The organism is Streptomyces rectiverticillatus, from assembly GCF_013394065.1.
Taxonomy (GTDB): domain Bacteria; phylum Actinomycetota; class Actinomycetes; order Streptomycetales; family Streptomycetaceae; genus Streptomyces; species Streptomyces rectiverticillatus.
The window spans coordinates 5689813-5708920 of record NZ_CP040752.1 but is presented as its reverse complement, the minus strand read 5'-3'; the positions used below and the strand labels follow the sequence as shown (position 1 = coordinate 5708920).

The window sequence follows — 19108 nt, the reverse complement described above, 5'->3', positions numbered from 1 at the left end:
TGCCGGGCCCGCGCGCGGCACGGGATGTGCGCGGTCGGTCTACTGCGAGAGCCTGGGGAGGGTGGAGGCGCCCGGGGGTAGCCAAGGGCCGGTAGTGGATCCGGATTCCTGGGAGGGTGCATGGTCAGCAGGCGCAGTGCGGCGGTGGTCTTGAGTTCCCTGCTCATGATGGGCTCGGCATGGGGGTGGGCACCGGCGGGCCAGGCCCACGAGGGGCGGCACAGAGGGGGTGTCCTGTGTCAGGGCACCAGCGTCAGCGCGTACGACCCGCCCCTGACCCTCGTTTCACGCAGTACCCGCGTCCACACGGACGCCTGGTACACGTGCACCGTCGAACCCGGCCGGACCGTACAAGCCACCGGTTCCCTGGACGGGATCTCGCCGGAGGGATCCTGTAACGGCTTGAGCAACCCGCGCGTCAGGGAAGTCGTGCAGTATGACGACGGCGAGCAGTCGTTGATCCTCTACGACAGGGGCACCACCGTCCGTACGGCCGGCGTTCTCGACGTCACGCTGTCGGGCCGGGTCGTCGAGGGGCGTGGAAAGGGGCAGGCGGCGCGGCGAGACGTGATCCTCGCACTACCGCAGCAGCTGCCCACGGAGTGCCTCTCCCCCGGCCTCCGATGGAACACCGGCCAGGCCCAGCTGAAGATCCAGCCATGACCCGGCCCCCGGTAACCCCCGTGACGATCCCCACCGAGCCCATCGGCAGCATCCCCCGGCCCGCCGAGCTCCTCGCGGCCATGGCGGACCATGCGGCCGGCCGGATCGGCGACGACGAGCTCGCGACCGCCCAGGACCGGGCGGTCCGCGACACCATCCACCGCCTGGAGGAGATCGGCTCGCCGGTCGTCACCGACGGCGAGCAGGCCAAGCCCAGCTTCGCCACGTACCCCCTGGGCGGGCCGGACGGGCTGGCGCCCGACGGGGCGATCATCCCCTTCGCCGACGGGCACCAGCGGCAGCTGCCGCGTCTGACGGCGGGTCCGCTGCGCTATGCCGTGCACGCCGACCGCTACCTGCGCTCGGCCCTGCGGCACGCGACGGTCCCCGTCAAACAGGCCGTGATCGCCCCTTCGGCGCTCAGCCTGCTCTACCCGCAGACAGGCATCGACGGGTATCCCCGCGAAGCCTTCCTCGACGATCTCACTGCCGAGGCCGAGGCCGACATCCGCGGCTGCCTGGAAGCCGGAGCGCATGTCGTCCAGCTCGACTTCACCGAGGCCCGCCTCTCGCTGAAGCTGGACCCGTCGGGGGGCCTGCTGGAGCAGTTCGTCGCGCTCAACAACCGTGTTCTGGAACGTTTCTCCGCCGCCGAGCGGGCCAGGATCGGAGTGCACACCTGCCCGGGCGGCGACCAGGACTCCACGCACAGTCTCGATGTGGACTACGCGGCTCTCCTGCCCGCCCTGCTGCAGCTCAGGGCCGGGGCGTTCTACGTCCAGCTGGCCGGTGAGCCGGATCCGGACAAGGTCCTCGGCGTGCTCGCCGACCACCTTCCCGGCGACGCGCGCGTCTTCGTCGGGGTCACCGACCCGATCGACCCGGGCGTCGAGTCCCCCGAGCTGGTCCGCGACCGGGTCCTGGCCGCTGCCCGCCACCTGCCTGTCGACCGTCTGGGCACCTGCGACGACTGCGGCTTCTCCCCCTTCGCCGACGACACCTCCACCTCCCGCGACACCGCCTTCGCCAAGATCCACGCCCGGATCGAAGGCACCGCCCTGGCCGCCCGCGAGCTGAGCGGCTGAGCCGTTGAGCGGCTCACCGGTACGTGCCTGATCGCCGACTGAAACGCCCGGGGCTGAGAAACAGCCCCGGGCGTTCTGGTCAGCAATCAGGACATCCGGCGCCTGACACCACGGACCAGTGAGCGCACAGGCCTCCCCAGCACCAGCGCCAGTCCGGCCAGCGGCAGCGTGAGCAGGACGATCTGCAGGCACGTCGCGACCGTGCCGAGGACCGGATAGCCGGCCGTGCCGGCGTTCTCCATCAGCAGGTTGACGGTGTGCCAGTCCGTACGGAGCAGCTGCGGCAGATTGGCCAGCACCATGCCCAGCTGCAGCGTGAGCGCGGGCACCAGGAACAGGACCCACGCCGCGACCACGATCTGCGGCCACCGCTTCAGCGCCTTCAGGCGCTCGTCCTCCGGGCGGCGGAGGACGACCCGCTTCAGGATCGGGGCGATGTACTTGAACAGGTCGGGGATCCCGACGAGGTCGGCCACGATGTAGTAGCCGTCGAACCGCAGCGTGGGCAGCAGCTGCTGGACCATCTCCACGTGCACGGAGAAGATCGCCACCAGCAGGAGCGGGCTCCCGGTCGCCTCGTACAGCGCCAGCAGGCCCAGCACGAACAGGGCGTTGAAGTAGACGCCGCCCAGGTCCGCGCGGATGCGCCCGGCCCGGCCGAGCCGGTACGAACTGGTGATGTCGGTGTAGAAGGCGGGCCACACCAGATAGATGCCGCAGCCCATCGCACCGGGCCGCACACCGCCGTAGCGGCAGGCCGCCCCGTGGCCCATCTCGTGGAACACGCAGGAGACGACGGCCAGGAGGACGACGAGGACGACGTCGGCCGGGGAGGAGAGCACAGACTGCAGCGCGGCACCCGTGTCCTGGGTCATCCACAGCCAGACCTCGCCGAAGGCGAAGGCGCCCAGGGCGAGCAGGACCAGCAGGGGCCGGAACAGCCACGCGAAGAGCCCGGCCAGGAGCCACGTGGCGCGCTCCGGGAGCACCGCCAGGCGGAACCGGAAGGCGAGGAACGGGTCGCTCTTCTGCGCGGGCGGAGGCGGCGAGCCGTCGCTGTAGGTCGTGATGCCGAGCGGGGCGAGCTTCTTGTCGATGACGTAGACGACGTGGTCCGCGGTGAACTGCCGCCCCGTCGCCCGGCTGACCTGCTCGGCCACTCGCGCCACGGGCCGGCCGTCCAGCGCCCGCGCGACCTGGTACAGCAGAGGGGGGAGCCGGACGATCTGCCCGTCGGGCCGGCAGACCAGGTGCGGCGGCTCGCGGTAGCCGGAGTCCTCGAACTCGCCGACCAGTTCCGTACCGGCCACCAGCGCGGGCAGTGTCATGGGCGCTCTCCGTGGAGGGGCTCTTCGCAGGAGGGGGGACGGAGTGCGGGGAAGGACCGGGCGTGCCCGGCCCTTCCCCGCTGCGTACGGCGGGCCGCTACGCGATCAGTGGCTGGAGACGGCCGCCGGGATGCAGTGCATGCCGGTGGCGGGGTTCTGCGAGTGCAGGCTGAGCGAGCTCAGCAGGCCGGCCGGCTGCTGCCGGTCCACGGACTGGCAGGCCGACAGCATGGTGGTGCCGTGGTCGGAGGCCGGCGGAGCGTACACGCCGCCGCCCGAGGCCGTCGCGGCGCTGCTGCTGGAGCTGCCGGCACCGGCGCCGGCACCGCCGTCGCCGTCCCCGGCGGGGCCGTACGCGAGCGGGGCGGCCACGATGCCCATGACCGTGCGCTCGGGCAGCAGCTCGCCCGCGACGCCGTCGAGTTCCTCGAAGCTGATGGCGTTGTCCATTCCATTCCCCTTCTCTGATTACGGATTGCGGATCAGTGCTCAACGGGTGGAGATGGCCGCGGGAATGCACGTCGTCGTATAGCCGGGCTCCTGGGAGGCGAGTCCCAGGAAGACGAGGAGCGGAGGACTTCCCGCGTTCTGCCGGTACTGGCAGGCGTAGGCGACCGTCGTGCCGTGGTCGGTCTTCACCATCGCCGGGTAGACCGGCTGGTCGGTCCCCGCCGACAACACGCTCGACAGCGCGAGCCGCGGGGGGAGCTCCTCGCCCGAAAGGCGTTCGAGCTCCCCGAAGGTGACGGCGGATCCCATGGTTGTTCCCTCCCTAGGGGACGACATCGTCCCGGCGTCGATCCCCGCCGGAGACTAACCAGGAGCGGAATGTCCGACACTTCGCCAATCCTCTGATCACCCGGTCGTGTTGGGATTTGCCCCGGGAGGGTGGAGGGGCGAACGCGCGTGCCGGGGCAGGGGCTCGCACGAGTCAATTGGCTTGAATGACCGCCTACTTCCCGCCTTGTTCGACTTGGCGGCTTCCGGCCCTTTCGACAGACTCACGGCTCCTGTCAACGTGGAGCACGCAACCGGTGGTAACCCCACCGCCGCCCAGAGCCAGGGAAGGGAAGCGACGATGCCTCCGATTCCGGTCAAGCCCGGCATCTACCGTGTCTACGCCCACATCATCGGCCCGCCGGCCCTGATCACCGCTCGCGAGCACGCCGTCGACCACGGCCTCCCGGTCAACACCGACCGGCCGCTGTATCCCCCGATCCTCCAGGAGTGGACGATCCAGCCGGCCGAGGCCGTCCCGGGCTCCCCCTATGTGATCACCCTTGCCGACGACTTCGACGAGGACGGCGCGACCAACCCCGGGCTCGTCGTCGCCGCCCAGAAGCTCTGGGCCAACAATGTGAACCGTGACCAGCTGACGAAGTGGACCTTCGCGCCGGGCATCGGCGGCATCCAGATCGTCGACGAGAAGGACCAGCTGGCGCTCAGGGCCGGGCACTTCGGTCAGCAGATCGAGCTCGTCACCCCCAACAAGGCCGACTTCCACCAGATCTGGACGCTGGACTTCCTGCGCCCGATCGACGCGTAGCCACCCGCCCCGGCAGGGCGGCCCGAACGCGCGAGGGCCGCACCCCGTACGGAACGGGGTGCGGCCCTCGCTGCTGTGCTGCCGGAACCGCTTACTTGCGGATCAGCGAGCGCAGCACGTACTGCATGATGCCGCCGTTGCGGTAGTAGTCGGCCTCACCGGGGGTGTCGATGCGGACGACCGCGTCGAACTCCACGCCCGTGTCGGTGGTGACCTTGACCGTGCGGGGCGTGCGGCCCTCGTTGAGCTCGGTCACACCGGTGAAGGTGAAGGTCTCCTCGCCGGTCAGGCCCAGCGACTCGGCCGAGGCACCCTCGGGGAACTGCAGCGGCAGGACGCCCATGCCGATGAGGTTCGAGCGGTGGATGCGCTCGTAGGACTCGGCGATGACGGCCTTGACGCCGAGGAGCGCGGTGCCCTTGGCGGCCCAGTCGCGGGACGAGCCCGAGCCGTACTCCTTGCCGGCCAGGACGACCAGCGGGATGCCCTGCTCGATGTAGTTGCGCGAGGCGTCGTAGATGAACGACACCGGCGCGTCGGCCTTGGTGAAGTCGCGGGTGAAGCCGCCCTCGGTGCCCGGCGCGATCTGGTTGCGCAGGCGGATGTTGGCGAACGTACCGCGGATCATGACCTCGTGGTTGCCGCGGCGCGAGCCGTAGCTGTTGAAGTCACGACGCTCGACGCCGTGCTCCGTGAGGTACTTGCCGGCCGGGGTGTCGGCCTTGATGGCACCGGCCGGGGAGATGTGGTCGGTGGTGACCGAGTCGCCGAGCTTGGCGAGGACGCGGGCGCCCTCGATGTCGGTGACCGGGGTGGTCTCCATCGTCATGCCCTCGAAGTACGGGGGCTTACGGACGTAGGTGGACTCGCCGTCCCACTCGAAGGTGTTGCCGGTCGGGATCGGCAGCGCCTGCCACTGGGCGTCGCCCGCGAAGACGTCCTGGTAGGACTTGTTGAACATGTCCTCGCCGATGGCGTTGGCCACGACGTCGTTGACCTCGGCCTCGGACGGCCAGATGTCCTTGAGGTAGACCGGGTTGCCGTCCTGGTCGGTGCCCAGGGCGTCCTTGGTGATGTCCACCTTCATGGAGCCCGCGAGGGCGTACGCGACGACCAGCGGCGGGGAGGCCAGGTAGTTCATCTTGACGTCGGGGTTGATGCGACCCTCGAAGTTGCGGTTGCCCGACAGGACGGACGTGACCGCGAGGTCGTGGTCGTTGACCGCCTTGGAGACCTCCTCCGGCAGCGGGCCGGAGTTGCCGATGCAGGTGGTGCAGCCGTAGCCGACGAGGTTGAAGCCGACCTTGTCGAGGTAGGGGGTCAGGCCCGCCTTGTCGAAGTAGTCGGTGACGACCTTGGAGCCCGGGGCGAGGGTGGTCTTGACCCACGGCTTGCGGGTCAGGCCCTTCTCGACCGCCTTCTTGGCCACGAGCGCCGCGGCGACCATGACGTAGGGGTTCGAGGTGTTGGTGCAGGAGGTGATCGCGGCGACGGTGACGGCGCCGTGGTCGATCTGGTAGGTCGAGCCGTCGGGGGCGGTGACGGTGACCGGGTTGGTCGGCACGCCGTTGGACGCGGCCGGGGAGTCGGAGGCCGGGAAGGACTCCTCGCCCGCCTCGTCGGCGGTGGAGACGTAGTTGAGGACGTCACGCTCGAACTGGGCCTTGGCCTCGGCGAGGACGATGCGGTCCTGCGGGCGCTTCGGGCCGGCGATCGACGGGACGACCGTCGACAGGTCCAGCTCCAGCTTCTCGGAGAAGTCCGGCTCGGCGGCCGGGTCCAGCCACAGGCCCTGCTCCTTGGCGTACGCCTCGACGAGCGCGACCTGCTGCTCGGAGCGGCCGGTGAGCTTGAGGTACTTCAGCGTCTCGCCGTCGATCGGGAAGATCGCGGCGGTGGAGCCGAACTCCGGCGACATGTTGCCGATGGTGGCGCGGTTGGCCAGCGAGGTGGCGGCGACGCCCTCGCCGTAGAACTCGACGAACTTGCCGACGACGCCGTGCTTGCGCAGCATCTCGGTGATCGTGAGGACGAGGTCGGTGGCGGTGGTGCCGGCCGGGAGCTCACCGGTCAGCTTGAAGCCGACGACGCGCGGGATGAGCATGGAGACCGGCTGGCCGAGCATCGCGGCCTCGGCCTCGATGCCGCCGACGCCCCAGCCGAGCACGCCGAGGCCGTTGACCATGGTGGTGTGCGAGTCGGTGCCGACGAGGGTGTCGGGGTAGGCCTGGCCGCCTCGGACCATGACCGTGCGGGCCAGGTGCTCGATGTTCACCTGGTGGACGATGCCGGTGCCCGGGGGGACGACCTTGAACTCGTCGAAGGCGGTCTGGCCCCAGCGCAGGAACTGGTAGCGCTCCTTGTTGCGGCCGTACTCCAGCTCGACGTTCTGGCCGAAGGCGTCCTTCGTGCCGAACTTGTCGGCGATGACGGAGTGGTCGATGACCAGCTCGGCCGGGGCCAGCGGGTTGATCTTCGCCGGGTCGCCGCCGAGCTCCTTGACGGCCTCGCGCATGGTGGCGAGGTCGACGACGCAGGGGACGCCGGTGAAGTCCTGCATGATCACGCGGGCCGGCGTGAACTGGATCTCCTGGCTGGGCTGGGCCTGCGAGTCCCAGTTGCCCAGCGCACGGATGTGGTCGGCGGTGATGTTCGCGCCGTCCTCCGTGCGGAGCAGGTTCTCCAGCAGCACCTTCAGGCTGTAGGGAAGGCGTGCGGAGCCCTCGACCTTGTCCAGCCGGAAGATCTCGTACGACTCGTCGCCCACCTGCAGCGTGCTGCGGGCGTCGAAGCTGTTCGCCGACACGACAGTCTCCTTCATGCATGAATTCGCGTACTGCGGCCATCCTGCCGCCCCACGGTCCCGCCGATCCGATAAGGTGTGCCTTAGTTAGGCATGCCTTACTGGCGCGACAGCGGTACGCCTCTCGGCAGATATCTCGATGTCGAGATAACTCTAGTACATCGCCGGGGAACGGTCATGTCCTGGCGGGCCTGCACCCTCCGCGACCGGTGCCCGCCTCCTCAGGCGTGCCCGCCCGGCGCGGCCTCCACCTCGCGCCAGAACTCCGGCACGCGGCTGTTCAGCGCCTTCACCGGAATGCCGTGCCCGGCGCCGGGCACGATCTCCGCCCGCACATCCGGGATCAGGCGGCTTGCCCGCTCCCGGGCACGCTCCGAGTCCATGGCCCGGTCCGCCCCGCCGAGCAGGATCAGAGCGGGGGCGGTCACGGAGCGCAGTTCCTCGTCGCTCATGCGCGGCGGCGGCAGCAGGCGCACGCGGAAGCCGCGCATGGCCTCCAGCGACAGGCGCGTCTGCGCCTCGGCCTCCTCGGGGTCCGCACCCGTGTCACCGATGAGCGCGGTGAACCAGCGGCGCTGGAACTTCTCGGAGCCGCTGAGCATGGCGGCCACCGCGCCGAGGAGGAAGCCCGGCTTCAGCGCCGCCAGGGCGCGGGGCGGATCGTAGGCGGTGACCGAGGCCACGCGGGCGGGCTTGCGGGCCGCGTGATTGAGGGCGACCCAGCCGCCGTACGAGTGACCGGCCAGGTGCGCCCGCTCCAGACCGAGACCCGCAAGGACCTCTTCGAGCCAGCTCGCGGTGGCCTCCGCCGTGGCGATGGGAGCGCTCTGCGTGCTGTACCCCGGCTCGCCGACCCGGTCGACGGCCAGCACGGGACGGCCCTCACCGAGCGCGGCCACGTGCGGCGCCCATTCGGCGGGGGTCGCGCTCTGGCCGTGCAGCAGGACGACCGGGGTGCCGGGGCCGGAGCCGTAGGTGTGCACGCGGGTGCTCCCGAAGGACGTCGCGACGTCCTGCTGCCCGCGCGGCTCCGGCCAGAAGGCCATGGCCGCGTCGTAGGCGCCGAGTATCCGCGCCCGCGCGGCGTCATCGGCGAAGGAACTGACCTGCGCACCCATGAGGTGACCTCCCCCTGCGGCGGCACCCCCGGCCGCTGCGGGATCGATCATGGCAGGGGCCGGATCGGATACTCCGGGCGGGTGCGGCTCACCCGTTCGGGGCCCCGTCCACCACCCCAAGCCCTTCGAACTCGGCCTCGGCACGTCCGACTTCCGACCCCGTCAAGCCAGCCCTGTACGCACCAGGTCCATCACCTCTTCGTCCGACAACCCCAGCGACCGCGCTTCGGCGATGAGGCTGCGGACGACGTCGGCCAGGCGGGCGCGGCCCGGGGCGGCCGGGTCGGCCGTGACGACCGCGCCGCGGCCCCGCCGGAGTTCGATGAGGCCCTCCTCGCGCAGCTGCTGGTAGCCGCGCAGGACGGTGTGGACGTTGACGCCGAGCGAGTCGGCGAGGGTGCGGGCGGCGGGGAGGCGCTCGCCCGGGCGTACGGCGGCGTCGGCTATGGCGCCGCGCACGGAGGCGGCGATCTGATCGCCGAGGGGCACCGGGGAGCCGTGGTCGAGGCGGAAGAGCATGTCAGCCGCCGCCGTTCGCCGGGCGCGGGGTCACAGTCATGGCACCTCCGTGGCACCTCCGAGTTGTACGCATCGTAATAGAACAACCAATGGCCAGAACCGCCATGCGGATGAAATCTCATATGTGAGATAACGTCTACGGCATGACAGACGCATACCTCGCCCGCATCGGCAAGCTGATCCGCGATGCACGTCAGCACCGAGGCTGGACCCAGTCGCAGCTCGCGGAGGCCCTCGGTACCAGCCAGAGCGCCGTGAACCGCATTGAGCGAGGAAATCAGAACATCAGCCTTGATATGATCGCCAGGATCGGCGAGGCGCTGGACAGCGAAATCGTCTCCCTCGGTTACGCGGGGCCCATGCACCTCAGGGTGGTCGGCGGACGTCGGCTCTCCGGTTCCATCGACGTCAAGACCAGCAAGAACGCGTGTGTCGCACTGCTCTGCGCCACCCTGCTCAACGCCGGCCGCACGACCCTGCGCCGGGTCGCCCGGATCGAGGAGGTCTACCGGATCCTGGAGGTGCTGGGCAGCATCGGCGTCCGGACCCGCTGGATCAACGACGGCAATGACCTGGAGATCGTGCCGCCCGCGGAGCTCAACCTGGCCGCCATGGACACCGAGGCCGCCCGCCGGACGCGCAGCGTCATCATGTTCCTGGGCCCGCTGCTGCACCGCATGGACCACTTCAAGATCCCGTACGCGGGCGGCTGCGACCTCGGCACCCGCACCGTGCAGCCGCACATGACGGCCCTGCGCCACTTCGGCCTGGAGGTCACCGCGACCGACGGCACGTACCACGCACAGGTCGACCGTTCGGTCGCACCCACCCGGGCGATTGTGCTGACCGAGCGCGGGGACACCGTCACCGAGAACGCCCTCCTGGCGGCCGCCCGGCACGACGGCGTGACCGTCATCCGGAACGCCAGTTCGAACTACATGGTCCAGGACCTGTGCTTCTTCCTGGAGGAGCTCGGCGTGCGCGTCGAGGGCATCGGCACGACCACCCTCACCGTGCACGGCGTCGCCACCATCGACCGCGACGTGGACTACGCCCCGTCCGAGGACCCGGTGGAGGCCATGAGCCTGCTGGCCGCCGCCGTGGTCACCGAGTCCGAACTGACCATCCGGCGCGTACCGGTGGAGTTCCTGGAGATCGAGCTCGCGGTCCTGGAGGAGATGGGCCTCGACCACGAGCGCAGCCCGGAGTACCCGGCGAACAACGGCCGCACGCGCCTGCTGGACCTGACCGTGCGCCCCTCCAAGCTCCGGGCCCCGATCGACAAGATCCACCCCATGCCGTTCCCGGGCCTCAACATCGACAACGTGCCCTTCTTCGCCGCCATCGCCGCGGCCGCCCAGGGCCAGACCCTCATCCACGACTGGGTCTACGACAACCGCGCCATCTACCTCACCGACCTCAACCGCCTCGGCGCGGACGTCAAGCTCCTCGACCCGCACCGCGTCCTCGTCGAGGGCCCGACCCGCTGGCGCTCGGCGGAGATGATGTGCCCGCCGGCCCTGCGCCCCGCCGTGGTCGTCCTGCTGGCCATGATGGCCGCCGAGGGCACGTCCGTCCTGCGCAACGTGTATGTCATCAACCGCGGTTACGAGGACCTGGCGGAGCGCCTCAACTCGATCGGCGCCCAGATCGAGATCTTCCGCGACATCTGATCCCGCGGCTCCGCCCCGTCCCCCCCTCCCGTCTCCCGTCTCCCGTCACGGGCCGCGGCGAACCGCCGGTGGACGTTTCGCCGTGGTGAACCGGGTCATCACGAGTGATCCGGGACAGGATGGGGGGATGGGATTCCATGTCGATTCCGAGGCCGGGCGGCTGCGCCGCGTCATACTGCACCGCCCCGGCCTGGAGCTGAAGCGGCTCACGCCCTCCAACAAGGACGCTCTCCTCTTCGACGACGTGCTGTGGGTGCGGCGGGCCCGCGCCGAGCACGACGGCTTCGCGGACGTGCTGCGCGAACGCGGGGTCGAGGTGCACTTCTTCCAGGACCTGCTGGAGGAGAGCCTGACGGTGCCGGAGGCCCGGGCGCTGGTGCTGGACCGGGTCTTCGACGAGAAGGAGTACGGACCGCTGGCCACCGGCCACCTGCGGGCCGCGTTCGACCGGCAGCCGGCGGCGGAGCTGGGCGAGTGGCTGGTCGGCGGGATGACCAAGCGCGAGTTCCTGGAGCGCTGGAGCGAGCCGGTCTCCGTGCGCTTCCACGCCATGGAGCTGGACGACTTCCTGATCAACCCGCTGCCCAACCACCTGTTCACCCGGGACACCTCCGCCTGGGTCTACGACGGGGTATGCGTCAACGCGATGCGCTGGCCCGCGCGTTGGCACGAGACCGTGCACTACGAGGCCCTCTACCGCTACCACCCGCTCTTCTCGGACGGCGGCTTCCACGTCTGGTCCGAGGGCCAGGCCGCCTACCCGTCCACGATCGAGGGCGGCGACGTGCTCGTCATCGGCGAGGGCGCCGTGCTGATCGGGATGAGCGAGCGGACCACCCCGCAGGCGGTGGAGATGCTCGCCCACCGGCTCTTCGCGGCCGGATCGGCCCGCACGATCGTGGCGCTGGACATGCCCAAGCGGCGCGCGTTCATGCACCTGGACACCGTGATGACCATGGTGGACGGCGACACCTTCACCCAGTACGCCGGGCTGGGGATGCTCCGCTCGTACACGATCGAGCCGGGCGCGGGCGAGCGCGAGCTGAAGGTCACCGACCACCCGCCGGAGCACATGCACCGGGCGATCGCCGCGGCCCTCGGCCTGGACTCGGTGCGGGTGCTGACCGCGACGCAGGACGTGCACGCGGCGGAGCGGGAGCAGTGGGACGACGGCTGCAACGTGCTGGCCATCGAGCCGGGCGTGGTGGTGGCCTACGAGCGCAACGTGACGACCAACACCCACTTGCGCAAGAACGGCATCGAAGTGATCACCATCCCGGGCAGCGAGCTGGGCCGGGGGCGGGGCGGGCCGCGCTGCATGAGCTGTCCGATCGAGCGGGATCCGGTGACCGGGCCGCCCGCCGGGCCGCCCGCCGGGTCTCCCGCCCCGGGTGGCCCTTCGCACATCTGATTGCATAGCAATGCGGAAGCATGTATAGAATTCCATTTTTCCGCAGTAGTGAGCCCCGCGAGCCCGAGCCAGCTAGGAGTCCATCCCCATGACGACAGACCTCAAGGGCCGTCACTTCCTCAAGGAGACGGACTTCACCGCCGAGGAGTTCCACAGCCTCGTCGAGCTCGCGGCCGAGCTCAAGGCCGCGCGGCGGACCGGCGTCGAGGAGCAGCGGCTCCTCGGCCGGCACATCGCCCTGGTCTTCGAGAAGACCTCGACGCGCACCCGCTGCGCCTTCGAGGTCGCGGCGGGCGACCAGGGGGCCCGTACGACCTACCTCGACCCTGCGGGCTCCCAGATCGGGCACAAGGAGTCGGTCAAGGACACCGCGCGCGTGCTCGGCCGGATGTTCGACGCCGTCGAGTACCGGGGCCACGGCCAGGACGTCGTGGAGGAGCTGGCCGCGCACGCCGGAGTGCCCGTCTACAACGGCCTGACGGACGAGTGGCACCCCACCCAGATGCTCGCCGACGTCCTCACCATGTCCGAGCACACCGCCAAGTCCCTGGACCACGTCTCCTTCGCCTACCTCGGCGACGCCCGCTACAACATGGGCAACTCCTACCTCGTCACCGGCGCGCTCCTCGGCATGGACGTGCGCATCGTGGCCCCCGAGGAGCTGTGGCCCGACGCGGACGTCATCGCGATGGCGCGGCGGCTCGCCGAGGCGAGCGGGGCGCGGATCACCCTCACCCCGGACGTCGCCGAGGGCGTGAAGGGCGCGGACTTCGTCGCCACCGACGTGTGGGTGTCGATGGGCGAGCCCAAGGAGGTGTGGGACGCCCGCATCGCCCTGCTCGCGCCGTACGCCGTCACCATGGACGTGCTGCGCGCGACGGGAAATCCGGCGGTGAAGTTCCTGCACTGCCTGCCCGCGTTCCACGACCTGGAGACCTCGATCGCCCGCGAGATCCACGAGCGGCACGGGCTGACCTCCCTGGAGGTCACCGACGAGGTCTTCGAGTCGCAGCACTCCGTCGTCTTCGACCAGGCCGAGAACCGGATGCACACGATCAAGGCGGTGCTGGTGGCGACGCTCGCCGGCTGACGCCGCGGTCAACCCCGGGCCGCCGGCCGCCGTCCGCCCGGGGCAACTCCCCATCTATCGCGTACTCGTGACGACAGTCACGCACCGGTGATAACTTCACAGCGCAGGCACGCACCAGCCCCCCGGCTGAAGGAGGCCGCGCTCGATGAGTCCGTTCACCGGCTCCGCGTCCCGTACCGAGGAATGGCGGCACCTGCGCCTCACCCTCGACGCAGGCGTCGCGACCGTCACCCTCGCCCGCCCCGACAAGCTCAACGCCCTCACCTTCGGCGCCTACGCCGACCTGCGCGACCTCCTGCCCGAGCTGGCCCGCGACGGCTCCGTGCGCGCCCTCGTGCTCGGCGGCGAGGGCCGCGGCTTCTGCTCCGGCGGCGACGTCGACGAGATCATCGGCGCGACCCTGGCCATGGACACCGGGCAGCTCCTGGACTTCAACCGGATGACCGGGCAGACCGTACGGGCCCTGCGCGAGTGCCCCTTCCCGGTCGTCGCCGCCGTGCACGGGGTCGCCGCGGGCGCCGGGGCGGTCCTCGCGCTCGCCGCCGACTTCCGTGTCGCCGACCCGACCGCCCGCTTCGCGTTCCTCTTCACCCGGGTCGGGCTCTCCGGCGGCGATATGGGCGCCGCCTACCTGCTCCCCCGCGTCGTCGGCCTCGGGCACGCCACCCGGCTGCTGATGCTCGGCGAGCCCGTGCGCGCCGCCGAGGCCGAACGCATCGGCCTGATCAGCCGGCTGGCGGACGAAGGGCGGGCGGGCGAGGCGGCACAGGAACTCGCCCGCCGCCTCGCCGACGGGCCCGCCCTCGCCCACGCCCAGACCAAGGCCCTGCTCACCGCCGAGCTCGACATGCCCCTCGCGGCCGCCGTCGAACTCGACGCCGCCACCCAGGCCCTGCTCATGAACAGCGCCGACTACGCCGAGTTCCACGCCGCCTTCACCGAGAAGCGGCCCCCCGAGTGGCGGGGGCGATGACGGCCGCCGCGCGGGTCGCCGTCATCGGCGGCGGGCCGGGCGGCCTCTACGCCGCGGCCCTGCTGAAACGTCTCGTCCCGGAGCGCGAGGTCACCCTCTGGGAACGCAACGCCCCCGACGACACCTTCGGCTTCGGCGTGGTCCTCTCCGACGAGACCCTCGGCGGCATCGAGAGCGCCGACCCGCAGGTCTACGCCGCCCTGCGCCGCGAGTTCGTCCGCTGGGACGACATCGACGTCGTCCACCGTGGCACCTCGCTGCGCTCCGGGGGCCACGGCTTCGCCGCCCTCGGCCGCCGCCGGCTCCTGGAGATCCTCCACGAGCGCTGCCACGGGCTCGGCGTCCGCCTCCGCTTCCGCACGGGGGCGCCGCCCGCCGAAGAGCTCGCCCGCACCCACGACCTCGTCATCGCCGCCGACGGCGTCCACAGCCGCACGCGCGAAACCCGTGCCGACCGCTTCCGGCCCACCCTCACCACCCACCGCTGCCGCTACATCTGGCTCTCCGCCGGCTTCGCCTTCGACGCCTTCCGCTTCGAGATCGCCGAGACCGAGCACGGCCTGATGCAGCTCCACGGCTACCCGTACCGGCACGACGCCAGTACCGTCGTCGTCGAGATGCGCGAGGAGGTCTGGCGCCGCGCCGGCCTCGACCGCGCCGACGAGGAGGGCACGCTGGAGGCCTGCGGCAAGTACTTCGCCGGTGCCCTCGGCGGCCGTCCCCTGCGCTCCAACCGCTCCGCCTGGACCGCCTTCCGCACCGTCGTCAACGAGCACTGGCACCACGGTCGTACGGTCCTCCTCGGCGACGCCGCCCACACCGCCCACTTCTCCATCGGCTCCGGCACCAAGCTCGCCGTCGAAGACGCCCTCGCCCTCGCGCAGGCCCTGGAGCGGCACCCGGACGTGCCCGCGGCGCTCGCCGTCTACGAGGACGAGCGGCGCCCGGCCGTGGCCTCCACCCAGCGCGCCGCCCGCGCCAGCCTGGAGTGGTTCGAGGACCTCGCCGTGCACGTGGACCAGCCGCCGCGCCGGTTCGCCTTCAACCTCCTCACCCGCAGCCGCCGCGTCACCCACGCCAACCTGCGCCTGCGCGACGCGGACTTCGTCGCCTCCGTCGAGGACGAGGCCGGCGTCGCACCCGGCACTCCCCCCATGTTCACCCCCTTCCGGCTGCGCGGCCTGACCCTGCGCAACCGGGTCGTCGTCTCCCCCATGGACATGTACTCCGCGGCCGACGGCACCCCCGGCGACTTCCACCTCGTCCACCTCGGCGCGCGCGCCCTCGGCGGAGCCGGGCTCGTCATGGCCGAAATGGTCTGCGTGAGCGAACAGGGCCGGATCACGCCGGGCTGCTCGGGGATGTACACCCCGGAGCACGAGCGGGCGTGGCGCCGCATCACCGGCTTCGTGCACGCTCAGGCACCCGGCACGGCGATCGGCCTCCAGCTGGGGCACGCGGGCCGCAAGGGCTCCACGCGCCGCATGTGGGAGGGCATCGACCAGCCGCTCCCGGAGGGAAACTGGCCGCTGGTGGCCCCCTCGGCGCTGCCGTACCGGGTCGGCGTCAACCAGACCCCGCACGCCCTGTCGGTCACCGAAATGGGCGCCGTACGGGAGCAGTTCGTACGGTCCGCGGAGGCCGCCGCACGCGCCGGATTCGACCTCCTCGAACTCCACTGCGCCCACGGCTACCTGCTGTCCGGCTTCCTCTCCCCGCTGACCAACCACCGCGACGACGCCTACGGAGGCGACCTCGGCGGGCGGCTGCGCTACCCCCTGGAGGTCTTCGACGCCGTCCGGGCCGTGTGGCCCGCCGACCGGCCCATGACCGTACGGATCTCCGCCACGGACTGGGCCGAGGGCGGCACCACCGCGGAGGACGCCGTCGCCGTCGCGCGCGCCTTCGCCGCCCACGGGGCCGACGCGCTCGACGTCTCCACCGGCCAGGTCGTCGCCGACGAGCGGCCCGCCTTCGGCCGCTCGTACCAGACGCCCTTCGCCGACCGCATCCGTCACGAGGCGGGGGTCCCCGTGATCGCGGTGGGCGCCATCTCCTCCTGGGACGACGTCAACTCCCTGATCCTGGCGGGCCGCGCCGACCTCTGCGCGCTCGGGCGCCCGCACCTGTACGACCCGCACTGGACGCTGCACGCGGCGGCCGAACAGGAGTATGCGGGACCGGGGGTGTCGTGGCCGGCGCCGTACCGGGCGGGGAGTCGGCGGCCACCGACAGGACGCGGGGCCTGACTGCTGTCCGGCACGTATCGCGTCCGGGCTCAGTGAAAACAGAGCCGTCCGGCGATTGAGGACCGGGGGCCGGGGCGGAGCCCCGTGCGACGGCGCGGCAGCCGACAGCAGGCCTATGCCAACTCTCCCGCCACGAACCGTGCCCCCGCCTCCCGCAACCGGGAGTGCAGCGCCCCGAACACCCGCGCCGCCCGCACCCCCGGCCAGTCGGCCGGCAGCAAGCCCCCCGGCAGGCCGGGGTCCGCGTACGGCAGATGCCGCCAGGAGTCCAGCGCGAGGAGGTAGTCGCGGTAGGCCTCGCGCGGCGGCACCACCCGCCGCCGCGCCCAGCGCCGCAGCACCGGCTCGTGGGCGTCGAGGAAGGCGTGGTGCTGCGCGGCCAGGGATTCGAGGTCCCACCAGCGGCCGACGGCCTCCGCGGTCGGCTCGAAGCCCAGGTGGGATCCCCTGAACAGGTCGACGTAGGAGGCCAGTCCGAGCCGTTCGAGGGTGTGCCGCGTCTCGTCGTGGACGTGCGCGGGAGCGATCCACACGCCGGGGGCGGCGGTCCCGAAACCGAGCCGGGCCAGCCGCGAGCGCAGCAGGTGCCGCTTGTGCCGCTCCTCTTCGGGAACGGAGAACACGGCCAGCAGCCAGCCGCCGGCCGTCCGCGTGGAGGCCCGGCCGTAGATGCGCCGGTCGCCGTCGTCGAGGAGCTGCCGTGCGGCTTCCGAGAGCCCGTACCCCGCGGCCCCGTCGGGCGTGCGGTCCGCGACGAGCAGGCCACGCCGTTTGAGCCGTGAGACGGCCGACCGCACCGAGGGCGAGTCCACGCCCACGGCACCCAGCAACCGGATCAGGGCCGCGATCGGTACGGGCCTGCCGCCCGTATGGCGGGCGGCGCCCCCGCGGCCGTACGCGCCGTAGAAAGTGACGATGAGGGACCGAGGAGTATGGAGTGGTTGCTGGTCAGTCACGGGGAAACTGTAAAGCGCCGTGACGCAGCCGGAAGCGCTGCAATTTGCCGGTGGGCGTGCGGGGAAGGGCCTCCGGGAACTCGATCTCGCGAGGGCACTTGTAGGGAACGATCTCCTTTTTGGTGAACTCCCGCAGCGCCGCCGCCGTTTCCGCGGTGCGCGGCACCCCCGCCCGGAGCACCACGTGGGCCACGACGATCTCGCCGCGCCGCTCGTCGGGGCGCCCGACGACGGCCGCCTCCAGGACGTCGGGGTGGCGCAGCAGGGCCTCTTCCACCTCCGGGCCGGCGATGTTGTACCCGGCCGAGATGATCATGTCGTCGGCGCGGGCGACGTAGCGGAAGTGGCCGCCGGGCTCGCGGACGTAGGTGTCCCCGGTGAGGTTCCAGCCGTCACGCACGTACTCGCGCTGCCGTTCGTCGGCGAGGTAGCGGCAGCCGGTGGGGCCGCGCACGGCCAGCAGGCCCGGTTCGCCGTCCGGCAGCGTCCGGCCGTCGGGGCCGACGACGCGCGCCTCGTAGCCGGGGACGGGCAGGCCGGTGGTGCCGGGGCGGATCGCGTCGTCGGCGGCGGAGATGAAGATGTGCAGCATCTCGGTCGCGCCGATGCCGTTGATGACGCGCAGTCCGGTGGCCTGCCGCCAGGCGTGCCAGAGGGCCGCGGGCAGGTGTTCACCGGCGGAGACGCAGCGGCGCAGCGACGAGACGTCGTACGCGTCGTGCGCGCCGTGCGGGCCGGGCCGTTCCAGGGTCTCGAGCATCGAGCGGTAGGCGGTGGGGGCGGTGAAGAGCACGGAGACGCGGTGACGCCGGATGTCGGTGAGGAGGCGTTCGGGGCCGCGCCAGTCGGTCAGCAGGGTGGCGGCGCCCGCCCGCAGGGGGAAGATCACCAGGCCGCCGAGGCCGAAGGTGAAGCCCAGGGGCGGGCTGCCGGCGAAGACGTCGTCGGGGCGCGGCCGCAGAACGTGTGCCGAGAAGGTGTCGGCTATGGCGAGCACGTCGCGGTGGAAGTGCATGCAGCCCTTGGGGCGTCCGGTGGTGCCGGAGGTGAAGGCGATGAGGGCGACGTCGTCCGCGGAGGTGTCCACCGCCGCATACGATGAGGGTTTGTCCGCGGCCAGGCGCAGCAGGTCGCCGGGGGTGTCCCCGCCGTACGGGGTGATGCGCAGAGGTTCCGGGGCCTGCGCGAGGGTGTCCGGGCTGTCAAGGCCGTCGAGGCCGTCGAGCGAGCGGGCGTCGCACAAGGCGTGCCGTATGCGGGCCAGTTCGCAGATCGTGGCGAGTTCGTGCGGGCGCTGGGCCGCCAGGACGGCGACGGCGACGGCGCCGGCCTTCATCACGGCGAGCCAGCAGGCGGCGAGCCAGGGCGTGGTGGGGCCGCACAGCAGGACGCGGTTGCCGGGGACCACGCCGAGGTCGTCGGTGAGGGCGTGGGCTATGCGGTCGACGTGGGCGGCGAGTTGGCCGTAGGTCCACCGGCAGCCGGTGTCGTCGTGCACGGCGGGGCGGTCCGGGCCCAGCCGGGCGATGGTGGTGTCGATCAGCTCGGCACCGCAGTTGAGGCGGTCCGGATAGGCGGGAAGGACGCCGTCCCGCGGGCCGAGGAGGAGGTCGGGCCACTGGTCGGCAGGCGGGAGGTGGTCGCGCGGGAAGGTGTCGGCATGGACCGAGGGCTGAAGCTCCATCGCTGCCATC

Annotated in this window: 16 protein-coding genes; 8 read left to right on the top strand and 8 right to left on the bottom strand. The window is 71.4% G+C overall.

Going from position 1 to position 19108, the window contains the following annotated elements; translation table 11 throughout:
- Positions 1–402 precede the first annotated feature (402 nt).
- Both FGW37_RS24885 and FGW37_RS24880 read left to right on the top strand, forming a co-directional pair.
- Positions 403–663: a hypothetical protein gene (locus FGW37_RS24885; RefSeq protein WP_179083076.1), complete on the top strand. Its 261-nt coding sequence runs from the start codon at positions 403–405 to the stop codon at positions 661–663.
- A gap of 20 nt (positions 664–683) precedes the next feature.
- Positions 684–1748 carry a cobalamin-independent methionine synthase II family protein gene (locus FGW37_RS24880; protein WP_179083075.1) on the top strand — a complete coding sequence of 355 codons (1065 nt, stop codon included), beginning with the start codon at positions 684–686 and terminating at the stop codon, positions 1746–1748.
- A gap of 86 nt (positions 1749–1834) precedes the next feature.
- Here the strand turns inward: FGW37_RS24880 and FGW37_RS24875 are convergent, their stop codons facing one another.
- The 3 genes from FGW37_RS24875 to FGW37_RS24865 all read right to left on the bottom strand — a co-directional run bounded on the left by FGW37_RS24875 (position 1835) and on the right by FGW37_RS24865 (position 3835).
- Positions 1835–3076 (bottom strand): zinc metalloprotease, encoded by a 1242-nt coding sequence (locus FGW37_RS24875; protein WP_179083074.1) that lies wholly within the window; start codon positions 3074–3076, stop codon positions 1835–1837.
- Between the two features lie 105 nt (positions 3077–3181).
- Positions 3182–3526, bottom strand: a complete 345-nt coding sequence (locus FGW37_RS24870) for a hypothetical protein (RefSeq protein ID WP_179083073.1) — start codon at positions 3524–3526, stop codon at positions 3182–3184.
- 39 nt (positions 3527–3565) lie between these two features.
- The gene (locus FGW37_RS24865) at positions 3566–3835 is read right to left on the bottom strand and encodes a hypothetical protein (RefSeq protein WP_179083072.1); all 270 of its coding nucleotides are present in this window, start codon (positions 3833–3835) and stop codon (positions 3566–3568) included.
- 319 nt (positions 3836–4154) lie between these two features.
- Between FGW37_RS24865 and FGW37_RS24860 the strand changes: the two genes are divergently transcribed.
- The gene (locus FGW37_RS24860) at positions 4155–4622 is read left to right on the top strand and encodes a hypothetical protein (protein ID WP_179083071.1); all 468 of its coding nucleotides are present in this window, start codon (positions 4155–4157) and stop codon (positions 4620–4622) included.
- Positions 4623–4713: 91 nt separating this feature from the next.
- Here FGW37_RS24860 and acnA read toward each other — a convergent pair whose 3' ends face one another.
- The 3 genes from acnA to FGW37_RS24845 form a co-directional block, all read right to left on the bottom strand.
- On the bottom strand, positions 4714–7428 hold the full coding sequence (acnA, locus tag FGW37_RS24855) for an aconitate hydratase AcnA (protein ID WP_179083070.1): 2715 nt from the start codon (positions 7426–7428) through the stop codon (positions 4714–4716).
- Positions 7429–7646: 218 nt separating this feature from the next.
- Positions 7647–8543 carry an alpha/beta fold hydrolase gene (locus FGW37_RS24850; RefSeq protein ID WP_179083069.1) on the bottom strand — a complete coding sequence of 299 codons (897 nt, stop codon included), beginning with the start codon at positions 8541–8543 and terminating at the stop codon, positions 7647–7649.
- A 162-nt stretch (positions 8544–8705) separates the two neighbouring features.
- On the bottom strand, positions 8706–9062 hold the full coding sequence (locus tag FGW37_RS24845; RefSeq protein ID WP_179083068.1) for a GntR family transcriptional regulator: 357 nt from the start codon (positions 9060–9062) through the stop codon (positions 8706–8708).
- Positions 9063–9205: 143 nt separating this feature from the next.
- Between FGW37_RS24845 and FGW37_RS24840 the strand changes: the two genes are divergently transcribed.
- The 5 genes from FGW37_RS24840 to FGW37_RS24820 all read left to right on the top strand — a co-directional run bounded on the left by FGW37_RS24840 (position 9206) and on the right by FGW37_RS24820 (position 16458).
- Positions 9206–10735 (top strand): helix-turn-helix domain-containing protein, encoded by a 1530-nt coding sequence (locus tag FGW37_RS24840; protein ID WP_058042297.1) that lies wholly within the window; start codon positions 9206–9208, stop codon positions 10733–10735.
- Positions 10736–10862: 127 nt separating this feature from the next.
- On the top strand, positions 10863–12146 hold the full coding sequence (locus FGW37_RS24835; RefSeq protein WP_179083067.1) for an arginine deiminase: 1284 nt from the start codon (positions 10863–10865) through the stop codon (positions 12144–12146).
- 88 nt (positions 12147–12234) lie between these two features.
- On the top strand, positions 12235–13236 hold the full coding sequence (gene argF / locus FGW37_RS24830; RefSeq protein ID WP_179083066.1) for an ornithine carbamoyltransferase: 1002 nt from the start codon (positions 12235–12237) through the stop codon (positions 13234–13236).
- Positions 13237–13381: 145 nt separating this feature from the next.
- The gene (locus tag FGW37_RS24825; protein WP_179083065.1) at positions 13382–14209 is read left to right on the top strand and encodes an enoyl-CoA hydratase family protein; all 828 of its coding nucleotides are present in this window, start codon (positions 13382–13384) and stop codon (positions 14207–14209) included.
- A complete protein-coding gene (locus FGW37_RS24820; RefSeq protein WP_179083064.1) occupies positions 14206–16458 on the top strand; it encodes a bifunctional salicylyl-CoA 5-hydroxylase/oxidoreductase in 2253 nt (750 codons plus the stop codon). Before FGW37_RS24825 ends, FGW37_RS24820 begins: the two co-directional genes overlap by 4 nt.
- 113 nt (positions 16459–16571) lie before the next feature.
- Here the strand turns inward: FGW37_RS24820 and FGW37_RS24815 are convergent, their stop codons facing one another.
- A complete protein-coding gene (locus FGW37_RS24815; RefSeq protein WP_179083063.1) occupies positions 16572–17414 on the bottom strand; it encodes a PaaX family transcriptional regulator in 843 nt (280 codons plus the stop codon).
- Complete coding sequence (locus tag FGW37_RS24810; protein ID WP_179084892.1) at positions 17407–19098, bottom strand: AMP-binding protein; 1692 nt, start codon at positions 19096–19098, stop codon at positions 17407–17409. Before FGW37_RS24810 ends, FGW37_RS24815 begins: the two co-directional genes overlap by 8 nt.
- Positions 19099–19108 lie beyond the last annotated feature (10 nt).

What these genes read in the sequence shown, in the direction of transcription:
- FGW37_RS24875 (WP_179083074.1), bottom strand. Translation starts at nt 3,076, where the DNA reads ATGACACTGCCCGCGCTGGTGGCCGGTACGGAACTGGTCGGCGAGTTC.
- FGW37_RS24870 (WP_179083073.1), bottom strand. Translation starts at nt 3,526, where the DNA reads ATGGACAACGCCATCAGCTTCGAGGAACTCGACGGCGTCGCGGGCGAG.
- FGW37_RS24865 (WP_179083072.1), bottom strand. Translation starts at nt 3,835, where the DNA reads ATGGGATCCGCCGTCACCTTCGGGGAGCTCGAACGCCTTTCGGGCGAG.
- FGW37_RS24860 (WP_179083071.1), top strand. Translation starts at nt 4,155, where the DNA reads ATGCCTCCGATTCCGGTCAAGCCCGGCATCTACCGTGTCTACGCCCAC.
- FGW37_RS24850 (WP_179083069.1), bottom strand. Translation starts at nt 8,543, where the DNA reads ATGGGTGCGCAGGTCAGTTCCTTCGCCGATGACGCCGCGCGGGCGCGG.
- FGW37_RS24845 (WP_179083068.1), bottom strand. Translation starts at nt 9,062, where the DNA reads ATGCTCTTCCGCCTCGACCACGGCTCCCCGGTGCCCCTCGGCGATCAG.
- FGW37_RS24840 (WP_058042297.1), top strand. Translation starts at nt 9,206, where the DNA reads ATGACAGACGCATACCTCGCCCGCATCGGCAAGCTGATCCGCGATGCA.
- FGW37_RS24835 (WP_179083067.1), top strand. Translation starts at nt 10,863, where the DNA reads ATGGGATTCCATGTCGATTCCGAGGCCGGGCGGCTGCGCCGCGTCATA.
- argF (WP_179083066.1), top strand. Translation starts at nt 12,235, where the DNA reads ATGACGACAGACCTCAAGGGCCGTCACTTCCTCAAGGAGACGGACTTC.
- FGW37_RS24825 (WP_179083065.1), top strand. Translation starts at nt 13,382, where the DNA reads ATGAGTCCGTTCACCGGCTCCGCGTCCCGTACCGAGGAATGGCGGCAC.
- FGW37_RS24820 (WP_179083064.1), top strand. Translation starts at nt 14,206, where the DNA reads ATGACGGCCGCCGCGCGGGTCGCCGTCATCGGCGGCGGGCCGGGCGGC.
- FGW37_RS24810 (WP_179084892.1), bottom strand. Translation starts at nt 19,098, where the DNA reads ATGGAGCTTCAGCCCTCGGTCCATGCCGACACCTTCCCGCGCGACCAC.